Annotated in this window: 11 protein-coding genes; 9 read left to right on the top strand and 2 right to left on the bottom strand. The window is 63.6% G+C overall.

Annotated elements, in window-relative coordinates; translation table 11 throughout:
* The first annotated feature begins 2 nt into the window (after nucleotides 1-2).
* The 5 genes from ACV17W_RS18810 to ACV17W_RS18830 are packed head-to-tail and all read left to right on the top strand — an operon-like array spanning nucleotide 3 to nucleotide 5,148.
* Nucleotides 3-734 carry an aldolase/citrate lyase family protein gene (locus ACV17W_RS18810; RefSeq protein ID WP_462593879.1) on the top strand — a complete coding sequence of 244 codons (732 nt, stop codon included), beginning with the start codon at nucleotides 3-5 and terminating at the stop codon, nucleotides 732-734.
* The gene (dctP, locus tag ACV17W_RS18815) at nucleotides 731-1,819 is read left to right on the top strand and encodes a TRAP transporter substrate-binding protein DctP (protein ID WP_462593880.1); all 1,089 of its coding nucleotides are present in this window, start codon (nucleotides 731-733) and stop codon (nucleotides 1,817-1,819) included. Before ACV17W_RS18810 ends, dctP begins: the two co-directional genes overlap by 4 nt.
* 56 nt (nucleotides 1,820-1,875) lie before the next feature.
* Entirely contained in the window at nucleotides 1,876-2,406 is a 531-nt protein-coding gene (locus ACV17W_RS18820) for a TRAP transporter small permease (RefSeq protein WP_462593881.1), read from the top strand.
* A complete protein-coding gene (locus ACV17W_RS18825; RefSeq protein ID WP_462593882.1) occupies nucleotides 2,403-3,701 on the top strand; it encodes a TRAP transporter large permease in 1,299 nt (432 codons plus the stop codon). Before ACV17W_RS18820 ends, ACV17W_RS18825 begins: the two co-directional genes overlap by 4 nt.
* Nucleotides 3,702-3,729: 28 nt before the next feature.
* Entirely contained in the window at nucleotides 3,730-5,148 is a 1,419-nt protein-coding gene (locus ACV17W_RS18830; protein ID WP_462593883.1) for an amidase, read from the top strand.
* Between the two features lie 169 nt (nucleotides 5,149-5,317).
* Here the strand turns inward: ACV17W_RS18830 and ACV17W_RS18835 are convergent, their stop codons facing one another.
* A complete protein-coding gene (locus ACV17W_RS18835; protein ID WP_462593884.1) occupies nucleotides 5,318-6,214 on the bottom strand; it encodes a LysR family transcriptional regulator in 897 nt (298 codons plus the stop codon).
* Between the two features lie 359 nt (nucleotides 6,215-6,573).
* Here ACV17W_RS18835 and ACV17W_RS18840 point away from each other — a divergent pair, with 359 nt between their 5' ends.
* On the top strand, nucleotides 6,574-7,548 hold the full coding sequence (locus tag ACV17W_RS18840; protein ID WP_462593886.1) for a Bug family tripartite tricarboxylate transporter substrate binding protein: 975 nt from the start codon (nucleotides 6,574-6,576) through the stop codon (nucleotides 7,546-7,548).
* A 33-nt stretch (nucleotides 7,549-7,581) separates the two neighbouring features.
* On the opposite strand, the gene ACV17W_RS18845 is transcribed toward ACV17W_RS18840, so the two are convergent.
* Nucleotides 7,582-8,493, bottom strand: coding sequence for a LysR substrate-binding domain-containing protein (locus tag ACV17W_RS18845; protein WP_462593887.1), 912 nt, complete (start codon nucleotides 8,491-8,493; stop codon nucleotides 7,582-7,584).
* 49 nt (nucleotides 8,494-8,542) lie between these two features.
* On the opposite strand from ACV17W_RS18845, the gene ACV17W_RS18850 reads away from it, so the two are divergent.
* From ACV17W_RS18850 to ACV17W_RS18860, 3 genes are read left to right on the top strand one after another with little or no spacing between them, the layout of a single operon-like run.
* The gene (locus tag ACV17W_RS18850) at nucleotides 8,543-10,240 is read left to right on the top strand and encodes a class I adenylate-forming enzyme family protein (protein WP_462593888.1); all 1,698 of its coding nucleotides are present in this window, start codon (nucleotides 8,543-8,545) and stop codon (nucleotides 10,238-10,240) included.
* Nucleotides 10,237-11,100 carry an amidohydrolase family protein gene (locus ACV17W_RS18855; RefSeq protein ID WP_462593889.1) on the top strand — a complete coding sequence of 288 codons (864 nt, stop codon included), beginning with the start codon at nucleotides 10,237-10,239 and terminating at the stop codon, nucleotides 11,098-11,100. Before ACV17W_RS18850 ends, ACV17W_RS18855 begins: the two co-directional genes overlap by 4 nt.
* A gap of 20 nt (nucleotides 11,101-11,120) precedes the next feature.
* Complete coding sequence (locus tag ACV17W_RS18860; protein ID WP_462593890.1) at nucleotides 11,121-12,548, top strand: amidase; 1,428 nt, start codon at nucleotides 11,121-11,123, stop codon at nucleotides 12,546-12,548.
* The last annotated feature ends 86 nt before the right edge of the window (nucleotides 12,549-12,634 follow it).

Below are 12,634 nucleotides of genomic sequence, written 5' to 3' on the forward strand. Positions count from 1 at the left end.
ATATGAACGACTTCAAGCGCCGCTTGCGCGCCGAAGAAACCGTGGCGTTGGTCAACGCGGACCACGCCTGCCCGAGCCTGGTGGCCTTTGTCAGTCGGTTGGGCGTCGATGCCGTCATGCTCGATGCCGAGCAGGGCAACCCGGGCTTCGAAGATATCGAGAACATGACCCGGGCGGCGCGCCTGCACGGCACGAGCGCACTGGTGCGCATTCCGTCCATAGAACCGTGGACGATCGAACGCTACCTGATGCGCGACATCGACGGCGTGGTGATTCCTCGCCTGGACAGCGCCCGTCAGGCGCAGGCTGCCATCGCCGATATCCGCTATGTGGTTCCGCGCGACTTCGACGCCAAGGCCGTCATCGTGCAGATCGAGTCCGCCAAGGCCGTGGCCGAACTTGACGACTTCCTGGCTCAGCCGGAGATCGACTGCTTTTTCATCGGTGCCGTGGATCTGGCCAAGAGCATGGGTTACGCCGGCGACTACCGGCAGCCCGAGGTCATGGACACCATGATCGGGGTGCTCCAACGCATACGCGCCGCCCGGCGCGCGGCCGGCTTTCTGGTGAAGGCCCACGACCTGCAGGATTGGCAGGCGCGCGGCGCCACCATGCTGTACACGCATATCAACGATTTCATCGAAATGGGCCTGGCGCAGTGGAATGCACTGGCCGCCGCGGGTTCTTCGAATAGCAATACTACGTTCCATCCGAAAAAAGGAGTTTCCACGTGAATCGCTTCGCCACCACCAGCTTGAAAATAGCCGGCCTCGCGCTGCTGAGCCTGAGCGCGTTCCACGCCGGCGCCCAGCCCGAGCCCCGGAAGCTGACCTACGCCACGTTCTATGGGTCCAACGACTTCTATGAAACGTCGGCCAAGTACTTCATGGACGAGGTGACCAAGCGCACCGACGGACGCATCACATTTGAGCCCTATTACGGGGGTAGTCTGCTGAAGACCGCCGAAATGAGCACCGGCCTGGCGTCGGGGGCGGCGGATATCGCTTCGGCGGTGCCTGCTGCGTTCAACCCGCGCGAATTTCCCCTGAGCGGTGTGGTGCTGCCGTTCATTTCGGAGAATCCGCCCGCGGTCACGCAGGCGTTCGCCGATCTGTACGAGCGCACGCCGGCGCTGCAGAAGGAATACCTGAACAATAATCAGCGCCTGCTGTGGGCATTGGGCTCAGGTGAAAACTCACTGTGGACCAACAAGCCCATCCGCACCGCGGAAGACCTGAAGGGCAGCCGCATCCGGGCCATTATCGGCGTGGCCGACGCCCTGCGTGCGCTGGGCGGCACCCCGATCAGCATTCCCTGGGTCGAGGCGCTGGAACTGGTCCAGCGCGGCGGCGCCGAGGGCGTGAGCGGGACGCCGTTCAACCAGGCCATCATCACCAAGGTGTTCGATATGGCACCCTATGGTTCGAACGCGGGCCGCATGGGGGTCTACACCCTGGTCACCTGGTCGATCAACGAAGACACCTGGAAGTCGCTGGACGCCGAGACGCAGAAGGTGATCGCCGAGGTGGCTGCTGAAGTTCCTAAGGTGTACTTCGAAGGCTATCGCAAAGAAGTGGCGCGTGCCGTCGAGCTGGCTCGCGAAGCCACGCGCATGACCTACGTGCCCATGGCCGAAGAGGAAGCGGCGCGCTGGAAGGAAATTGCGCAACCGGTGGTCAACCAGAAATGGATCGACAGCGTGCGCGGCCGCATCGAAGACCCCAAGAAGCTTCTGGAAGAGTTCATCGACCTGACGCGCAAGTATGAGGCCGAAATGCCCTACACGCCGGGCTTCGACCAGCTGACCGCTGGCAAATAAACCACTCGGGGGGCGGCTGCGGCCGCCCACGCGTTTTTTCATTCTTCGGGCATGCCATGTATTTCCGATTGAATCATTGCATACGCAGCCTATGCGTCCGGCTGGGGATGTTCTCCGGCATCGCGACCGTACTGCTGATGCTTTCCGTGGTGCCGGACATTCTGGCCCGCACGCTGTTCGGCGACGCCATCTACGGCATGGCAGAGGCGGGCATCATGCTTCTGGTGCTGATTGTCTTCCTGGCCATGCCATTGGCCCAGGTAAGGCGAGAACATTTCCAGGTGTCGGTGCTGGACGCCATGTTGCCCGCCCCGGTCATGCGCTGGGTGCAGGCCCTTCGCTATTTTGTCTGCATGCTCATCAGCGGCGGGTTCGCCTGGTATGCGATCCGCGGAGCCATTGCGTCGACGCAGCGGCTGGAACAGTCGTACGCCGTGGTGGCCTTTCCGGTCTGGCCGGCCAAGATCATCGCCGCGGCAGGGCTGACGTTGCTGGCCGTCGTGTATTTGCTTGACCTGGTGGATGCGTGTCGGGGCGACGCCGCGGCTGCGGCTCCCGCCAATCCGCTCGCAGGAGAACAAGAATGAGCCCGGTGGAAATCGGATACCTGATGATCGGCGCGGTCATCGTGCTGTTGCTGGCGGGCATCCCAGTTGCGCTGACCCTGATGGCGGTGGGCGCGGTCGGCTTGTTCGCCATCCGGGGCGTGCGCGGCACCATCTTTCTAATTGAAAGCCTGCCATACACCAGCGTGGCCAATCTGGCATTGATCGTCATCCCATTGTTCCTGCTGATGGGCCACCTGGCTTTCTCTGCGGGCTTGTCTGAAAAAGCCTATCGCAGCGCGAAGAGCTGGGTCGGGCACATCGCCGGCGGCCTGCCTATCGCCACGGTGTTCGCCTGCGCCGGGTTTTCTACCGTGTGCGGATCCAGCGTGGCGACGGCGGCAACGATTTCCAAAGTCACGGTGCCGGAAATGCTGCGCATGGGCTACCCGCAGCGCCTCGCCGCCGGGCCGGTGGCCATTGCAGGCGCGCTTGGCATCTTGATTCCGCCCAGCGGCATCCTGATCATCTACTCGATCGCCACCAACGTCTCTATTGCCGACCTGTTCATCGGCGCCCTGATTCCCGGTTTCCTCACCGCCCTGGTCTATGCCCTGGGACTGTACGTCATGGTGCGGCGCGACCCCGAGCTGGTACGGCGCACGCGGCTGCCGAAGGCAACGTGGAAACAGCGCGCCACGGCCACCCTGGCTGCCTGGGAAGTGGTCGTGCTGTTCCTGGTCGTGATCGGATCGATCTATTCCGGTCTGGCCACGGCCACCGAGGCCGCGGGTATCGGTGCATGCCTGGCGCTGATTTTCGCGCTATGCCGTAAAGACCGCGAGAAAGGCGCCATCTGGCGCGGCCTGCGCGAAACGGGGTCCAGCTCGGCCTCCATCTTCATGCTGATGATAGGCTCGGCCGTGTTCAGCGTGGCGCTGGGCACGACCCAGCTGCCATCGCTGCTTGCCAGCGCGGTGGCCGAACTGAACCTGTCGCCGGTGACGCTGCTGCTGTTGCTGATCGTGCCGTTCATTGTGCTGGGATGCTTCATCGACGGCATTTCGATGATCTTCATTACGATGCCCGTGGTGTTTCCCATCATCGAGCAGGCGGGCATTCATCCGGTGTTGTTCGGCATCATCGTCACCAAGCTCATCGAGATCGGCGCGGTCACCCCGCCCGTGGGCATCAATGCCTTCGTCGTGCAGGGTTCCGTTCCAGGCCTCAAACTGGGCGAAATCTATAGGGGTGTGCTGCCGTTCATTTTCTTGGAGCTCGTGCTGATTGTGCTGATGATTTTCTTCCCGTCCATCGTTACCGGGGTATTGCGTTGACAGGTACAGTGCAACAGGGAGTATTTCTATGAACTCTGGCGATATCGTGGCGACGCCGCTCTGGAACCTGCCGCTGGGCGACCTCGCACGCGCCTTGCGCGCGCGAGCGGTGTCCGCCGAAACCCTCGTCGCGTCCTACCTGGAACGCATCACCCAGCAGGATGCGGCGTTGCATGCCTACGTCGAGGTGTACGCCGATCAGGCGTTGGCCGCGGCGCGGGCCAGCGACTTGCGGCTGGCTTCGGGCATGCCGGTGGGCGTGCTGGAAGGCCTGCCTGTTGCCGTGAAGGACCTGGCGCACATTGAAGGCCGACGGACTCTGGCCGGTTCCAGTGTGTATCGCAACCGGCCCTTGTCCACCCGCACCGCGACGGTCGTGCGGCGCCTGCTGGCCGCGGGCGCGATTGTGATCGGCAAGACCCACCTTGTCGAGTTTGCTTTCGGGGGCTGGGGTACCAACCAGTCCCTGGGTACGCCGCGCAACCCATGGGATTGTGCCGTGCACCGTTCACCGGGCGGTTCCAGCAGCGGCTCGGCGGTTGCGGTAGCCGGCGGCCTGGCCGCCGGCGCAATAGGCACCGATACCGGCGGGTCGGTGCGCATTCCGTCGGCGTTCTGCGGGCTCACCGGGCTGAAGACCACGCAGGGCCGTGTCAGCAATCATGGCTTTGACCTCGTCAGCCATACGCTCGACACCATAGGGCCGATGGCCTGGACGGCTGAAGACGCCGCCATGCTGCTGCAGGCCATCCATGGGCCGGACGCGAACGATCCGGCGACCTGGCAGGCGCCTCCCGAAGACTTCATGGGTCAGCTACACCGAGCAGTGCAAGGCCTGCGGTTCACAATGGTCCCGCCGGACGTCCTGGGCGAGGTCGAGCCCGCCATCCTGGAAGGGGTCATGCAAGCGGCGGATATCCTGGCCAGCCTGGGCTGCCTGCGGCAGGACGCCGCCTTCCAGGGCGTCGATTTCGTGGCAGACCAGCAAGAGACGGGCATCATCATCGCCTCTGAAGCCTATGCCGGACATGGGGAGCACCTTCGGGCCGCCCAGGATACGGGCGATGCCGCGTCGCGCGCCCGCGTGATGCGGGGCGCCGACTGGAGCGGGCCGCGCTACGCGGCGGCGCTGCAGCAGCGCGAGCAGCGCAAGCGCGAATTCCGCGAACTGTTCGATGCTACCGATGTACTGGTCCTGCCCAGCGTGCCCATCCAGGCTCAACCCGTCGAAACGCTCGACGAGAGCGATCTGTCGCCCAGTCGCCTGACGCGCTTTGTCGGCTATTACGGCTGTTGCGCCATCGCGCTTCCTTGCGGGCTGACCCCCGACGGGCTGCCTATGTCGGTGCAGCTGGTGGCCGCGCCGTGGCGAGAAGCCACGTTGCTTCGGCTTGCGGCGGCATACCAGCGCGTCACGGCGTTTCACCGCCTGCGGCCAGCCGCGTAGCGGGCGCGCCAAGGGGGGCATGACCCCCTTGGGGCAATGGCGCGCCGGGGCCTGCAGGGGGCGACCCGCATGGACGAGGCCGTGGCAGGAAGCAGCATCCGCCCGCAGTCGGCGTCAGGGGTTCTCGGGCCGGCCCCGCCGGATGCCAGGCCGCCTGCGCCTGCGACGCTTACCCGGCAGCACTCACCCGGCCGCCGCATATGTCGTGCACGAGTGCGCGCACCTGGGCGATGTCGTCGTGCGCCTCGTGCGGACGGCGGGTGGCGGTGACCAGCTCACGCGTGAACGTCGGGTTGCACAGCGGCGCCGCCGACAGCAGGCCCTGTTCCATGTCGGCCTGGTACACCATCGGCGCCAGCAGCGTGTAGCCGACGCCTTGCGACACCAGGTGCTTGATCTCCGCCACCGAATCCAGCGTGGCATGCTGAACCAGTTCGGCCCCAGCCTCCCGTGCCCGTGCATGGATGAGGCGCGTCAGCCCATGCTTGGCGCTGGGCAGAATCAGCGGATAGCGGCTCAGATCGCGAAACTCGACCGGCTGGCGCGGATCCAGCGTGCCGGGGGGGCCCACCAGGTCAATGGAATCGACAGTGAGTTTCCTTACATCGAGCTGCCGCAGGGGCTGGCTGGCGAACAATACGCTCAAGTCCAGACGTCCGGATTTCAACCATTCGAGCAGATGGCCCGACATGCCCTCGATGAGTTCGACGCCAGAGCTGCATTCTTGCCGCGCGCGCTCGATCAACTGCCCGGCGAAGGTGCGCGTCATGCCATTGGGTATGCCCACCTTGACCACGCGTGCCGTCCGCGCCGTGCCTCCATGGCGTCGTTTCAATTCGTCGACGGCGCGCAATATCGCCACGGCGTCGCGCAACACCGCCTCGCCGCTTGCGGTCAGGCTGACGCCGCGCACCGAGCGTTCCAGCAGCTGGGTGCCCAGTTCATCTTCCAGCGCCTTGATCTGCGCGGTCAGGGCTGGCTGCACGATATGCAGCGCCGAGGCGGCCTTTGTGATGCTGCGGCGGTGCGCCGTTTCTACAAAGTAGCGCAGGTGTCGAAGTTCCATGGCGTAAGGCCCGGAGGGCACGAGTGCACGAGCCCGCATCGTAGCAAGTTACGCGCGGTGAACCTATCCGGTGATCCGCGCAAGCGGACGCCCGAGCCAGTGCAGCCGCGCATGCGCAGAGACGGGGTGCATGGCCCGGTGGGCGCGATGCGTCCCGCGGGCCGCCTGATGCAGGGCAGGGCAACGTCGCAGCAGGAACATTCCATTAAGTTATCAAATGCACCAATAATATGATTTGACCGCCATATAGGAGCCGAAGATACTGCCCCTCGTCCCGGGTCACACGTCTTCGGCGATCTGCGCTCGCTGCTCAAGTCGTAAGGCGCCGCTGCCGATACCAACCTATAAGAGGTCAGTCCATGAGAGCCTTTAAGCCACTGCTCGCGTTGTTGCTCGCCACGCTCTTTATCCAGACAGGCGCTGCCCATGCCGATTACCCCGACAGGCCTATCCGCCTCATCGTGCCTTGGCCTACCGGCGGCGGGACCGACACCATGGGGCGCATCCTGGCCCAAGGGCTGAGCAAGGTCCTGAATACGCCCGTCGTGGTCGAGAACAAGGGCGGTGCCAACGGAACGACAGGCAGCAAGTTCGTGGCGGACTCGCCGCCCGACGGCTATACCTTGCTGATGGGATCGTCCGGGCCCCTTACCGTCGCGGGCGCGACGGCCCCCGAGAGGCTGCCTTACGATCCGCTCAAAAGCTTTACCCCGGTCATGCTGGTTGCCAAGATACCGCTGGTGATGGTGGTCAACCCCAACGTCCCGGCGCAGGACCTGCAAGCCTTCATCAAGCTGGCCAAAGAAAAACCCGGGCAACTCACGATGGCCTCGGTTGGGGTCGGCAGCTCGAATCACCTGACCGGCGCCATGTTCCAGTCGGCCACCGGCATCGAAATGCTGCACGTCCCTTATAAGGGCGCAGGCCCGGCGCTTACCGATACCCTGGGAGGGCAGGTCAATGTGTACTTCGATCAGATTGCCACGTCGGCGCCGCACATACGCAGCGGCAAGCTGCGCGCGCTGGGCGTGACGTCCCTGCAGCGCTCGTCGCTGCTGCCCGACGTTCCGAGCATCAATGAATCGGGTTATCCGGGCTTTGACACCAGTTCTTTCTACGCGATTCTCCTTCCGGCCGGAGCGCCGGCCGAAGTCGTCGAAAAACTGAATGCCGCCCTCATCAAGACCGTGAGACTTCAGGAAACCAAAGACAGCTTCGCGCGCCTGGGTTTCGAGGCGCACGAAAGCACGCCGCAGGGCCTGGGCACGTTCATGGCGGACGATCTGGCGTTATGGAAGAAAGTGGCGCAGGACGCCCAAATAAAAATGGAGTAAGGCCAGGCAACGGCGCCGGCCGCGGCCGGCCGCCTAGCGGAAGCGCACCTGCTTCAAGGCCGACACCAGTTGTTGGCTGAATTCCTGCACCAGTAAGGACCGCGCCCGATATCGGGGGAATAGCATATGAAAGTTGTAGGCCACGACAGGTCGGAAAGCCCGCACTGTCAGGGCGCCCCTGCGCGCGTACTCGTGTGCGGTAAACGGCTCGACGATGGATACGCCAAAGCCGTTTGCCACCAACGAGCAGGCCGAATGCGACGCAAAGGCCTGCGCCGTGCCGCGACGCTGAACGCCACTGCGCTCAAAGATGGCGTCGATCGAATAACGTATGCGGCTGCCCTGCATGAACGATACGAATCTTTCTCCCGCCAGGTCGGCAGGGCGGATGCTGCGCTTGGCCACGAGCGGATGGTCGTTCGGCATCACGCACACGGCCTGCATCGTGCAAAGCAGCTCGGACGTGACCGCGGGATGGTCTATCAGGGCACTGGTAATGCCCAGATCGATCTTCTGGGCGATGGCCAAGTCTGCCACATTGTCGGCGCTCGTGATGAACAGGTCGACATTGACGTCCAGTTTGTCTTTGAGGAATTGGGCGACGAGGCGAGGTACATGCTCGTGTCCCAACGCCGAGAGCGAGGCGATGCTGATTTCGCCGGAGCGCAGTCCTTTGATCTCTCTGGCCAGGCTGGTCACCTGTTGCAAGCCCACGAAGACTTTCTCGACTTCCCGGTACAGGAGTGTCGCTTCAGGCGTGGGTACGAGCCGCTTCTTGACCCGCAAGAAAAGCACCAGTCCGGTCGCCTGCTCGAGGCCGGCCAGCAGCTTGCTGACGGCGGGCTGGGAAACATGCATGCGCTCGGCTGCGGCGGTGACCAGGCCTGTATCCATGATGGCCTTGAACGCCTCTATCTGCCTGGGAGTGATCGTGTGGATGTTCATCGCACTGGCTCGCCATCGATTATTGCCAAACCCATTCTGGAGAGCGCCCATGCTCAATAGCGCACCGCGTGGCCCCGTCGAATCGCCGCATAGTATGCCCGAATCCATACAAGAGCGGATACGGCGCATAGAACACGAACCCCTGCCGAGAAATATCTGGTCTCTGCTTGACGAGGCTGCCCAGGCGGAGCCCGGGAAGACGGCTTGGTCTTTCTTCGCCGACAACGACGCCATCACCTATGGGCAGTTGCGCCAGCGCGTCGAGCGGCTTGCAGCGGGGCTGCAGGATGCGGGGGTGTCTTCGGGTACGCATGTCGGGGTCATGTTGCCGAACATCTCGGCCATGCCCCTGACGTGGCTCGCCCTCGCCAGGCTGGGCGCCGTGATGATTCCCATCAACACGCGATTCACCGGCCCGGAGCTCCACTATGCCCTGGACGACGGAGAGGCCGACTTCTTCGTGGCTGATCCAGATGGATTGGCGGTGTTCGAGGCGATGCCTGCTCCCGTTCCTCGCATAGGCACAAAAGTCTTTGTCGTCGGCGAAAACGGGAAGGGCTACCGGCGCTGGCAGGAACTGCTGCAGCAGCCGGGCCGCAAACTTCTCGTGCCGGTCGAGCCCGACCTCGATACGGTCCTGAATATCCAGTACACATCCGGCACGACCGGCTTTCCCAAGGGCTGTGTGCTGACCCAGCGCTACTGGCTTACCTGCGCCAAGACCTATGCGGCTTTCGACGGGCTCGACTATCAGCGCATCCTGGCGGACAACCCGTTCTTCTACATGACGCCGCAATGGCTCTTGCTGATGGCGTTCTTCCACCGCGCGACACTGTACGTGAGTCCTCGTCTCAGCGCGAGTCGGTTCAGCGAGATCGTGCGTACGCATGGCATCAATTACTGCCTGTTTCGCGACGCCTATTTCCACAAGACAGTTGCCACGCCCGCCGACGCGCAGAATGAACTGATGCGCATGAATATCTATCCGCATCGCCCGCAGGATCACGCTGCAATGGAAGATCGGTTCAATTGCGCAATCCGGCCCGCATTCGGAATGACGGAAATCGGAGTCGGGCTGATCACACCGCTTTCAGCGACCGACAAAGTGGGATCGGGCTCCTGCGGCATCGAGGCTCCGTTCAGAGAATGCCGCATCGCCGACGCGCAGGGGAACACACTGCCGGATGGGCACGCCGGGGAGCTATTGGTGCGTGGACCGGGCATGTTGACCCAGTACTACCGCAAGCCGCGAGAAACGGCGGATTCTTTTCACGGCGACTGGTTCCGTACGGGCGACCTCGCTCGACGGGACCCCGACGGCTACTTCTATATCGTCGGACGGATCAAGGACATGATCAAGCGCTCTGGCGAGAATATCGCCGCGGCCGAGATCGAGGCCGTGCTTTCCAGCTTGCCCGGCATTGCCGAAGCTGCAGCGCTAGGGGTGCCAGACGCCGAGCGCGGCGAAGAGGTCAAGGTCTACCTGGTGCTCGCGCCCGGCCGCACCGTAGACGACGTGCCGCCATCCGCGGTCATCGCGCATTGCCAGAAGAGCCTGGCGGCATTCAAAGTGCCGCGCTATATCGCTTACCGCTCCGAGCCGCTGCCCCGGACGGCAAGCGGAAAAATCACCAAGCAGCCATTGCGCGCGGAACAGAACGAGCTGCGAGAAGGTAGTTGGGACCGCGTCGAGAGCCGATGGCGCGGCGCAAGGCCGTTTGAACAGAATTCGGGAGAGCACGCATGATTATCGATTACACCAGCAAGCCGCCCCTGGCGGAGCACCAGGTCGGCGGTCCGCATCTGCAGGGATATGACCGGGTCTATGCCCAGAGCTACAAAGCCGCCGGGCGTGACGATGGACTGGGCGAAAAAGAACTGGCCAAATACCTGGAGACGTACGAGCGGGTCAAGGCTGAACACGTTCTCATCAAGGCAAGAGACGCCGAGACCACGCATGGCTACCGCGTCACCAATGAGACGGTGGCGAACTTCTGCCGTGAGCATGGCCCCCGGTTCATCGGTCTGGCTGGGGCTGATCCCCACAAAGGCATCACCGCCCTGAGGGACCTGGAGTACGCCGTCAGGGAATTGGGCCTGCATGGACTCAACCTGCATCCGTATGAGCATCAGATTCCCATCAGCGACCCCAGGATGTATCCGCTGTACGCCAAATGCATCGAACTCGACATACCGCTGAACCTGCACTGCTCGACGAGCTTCTCGACCGCCACGCCGATGGACTATGGTCACCCGCGCCACCTGGACCAGGTCATGATGCATTTTCCGGAACTGCGGGTATGCGCGGCCCCGCCGGGCTGGCCTTGGGTGCTGGAGCTGATAGGCGTGGCGTGGCGCCATGAGAACGTGCATATCGGCGTCACGGCGGTCAGGCCCAAATACCTGGCTGTCGAGCATTCCGGATACGCACCGCTGCTTCAATATGGCAATTCCGTGCTGCAGGACCGTATTATCTGGGGCTCGGCCTGGCCGATGCAGCCCGTGGAGAGTGCCCTTGCCGAAATAGACGCTCTGCCCTTGAAAGACTCTGTGAAGCGTAAATGGCTGCACGATAACGCGGCACGCTTCCTCGGCCTGGACAAGTAGAACAACACGAAGGAGCAAGCATGTCTACGGAAGTCTGGCAGAGCTCGGCAAGCGAGCTTGCCGCAGCCATACGCGAGCGCCGCATCTCGTCCACAGAAGTTGTCGGGATATTTCTCGAGCGCATCGCCGCGCTGGATAGCCAAACGAACGCATTCGCCCTGGTTGCGCCCGAGCAGGCATTGGCGGCGGCCAAGGCGGCCGACGAGGCTGTGGCGCGCAAGGACGAAGCGCTCGGGCCTCTGCACGGCGTTCCCGTGTCAGTAAAAGACGTCATCGGCACCGCCGGAATGCGCACTGGCTTTGGGTCGCGCTTGTACGCCGACCACGTCCCGGCGGCCGACGCAGTAGCGGTGGCTCGGGTACGCCGCGCCGGCGGCATCATCATCGGCAAGACCACCACACCCGAGTTCGCGCACAAGGTGCTGACCGACAGTCCCGCGCACGGTATCACCCGCAACCCCTGGCAACTGGAGCGCAGCCCGGGCGGCTCCAGCGGCGGCGCCGCCGTGGCCGCTGCCATGGGCTTCTGCCCTTTGAACGTCAGCACGGACGGAGCGGGCTCGAGCCGGGTACCGGCCAGCTGCTGCGGCGTGGTCGGACTCAAACCCACCATGGGCGCCATTCCCAACGAAAACGCGCCGGACCTCTTTGCCATGCAGGTGCTGGGAGCCATTACGCGCTCGACGGCCGACTTGAAGCTGCTGTACGAAACCATGGCAGGGCCGGACCCGCGAGATCCATTTTCCTTTGGTGCTGCTGGGGCATCCCCCCGCCCCGGCGCGTGGCCGGGTACCGATTTCAAGGGCCTGAAGGTGCGCTATTTTCCTTTGATGGGAAACCAGCGTGCCGACAAGCAGGTTCTATCCGCCGTCGAGCGCACACTGGCGCTCATGTCCATGCATGGTGCGCAGGTCTCCGAGGGTCCACAGCTTGACTGGCACCAGGATGCCTGGCGCATCTTGCTGCGAGCCCAGCAGGCCAGCCGCTTCCGGCACTCGTTCGCATCGATCAGGCACGAACTCGATCCTTCCATGGCTGAATGCATAGAAGAGGGTCTGTCGCAGAACGTCCGCGAGCTCCAGGATGCCATGCTGGCGCGCAGCGACCTGTACAAAAAATTGAGTGTGGTGTTCGAGACGGCCGATGTATTCGTATCGCCAGTGCTGGGCGCGCCTCCGCTTCTGGCGTCGCACAAAGCCAGCGACCCGCTGGTCATAGACGGTGTCGCCCAGGGCTCGCTGCGCAGCGCCTGGTACAACTACACGGCGCCCCTCAATGGCAGCGGTCATCCAGCGCTTTCTGTCCCCTGTGGATTTACCGCCGAAGGGTTGCCAGTGGGTATGCAAATCGTTGGGCCGTGGCATAGCGAAGCGCTACTGCTCCGCATCGCGGCTGTACTGGAAACCTTGCAGCCCTGGGGAAACAGATGGCCCGCGCTGGCAATGTGACCGGCTGGCGGGCGGCGGCGGGCCATGGCGCGCGGGCGCGATGCCGGCTGCAGACCGGCTGGTGCAGGGCAGGGCGGAACGCACCG

It is taken from the genome of Bordetella sp. MIP270_01_BMS, from assembly GCF_054958705.1.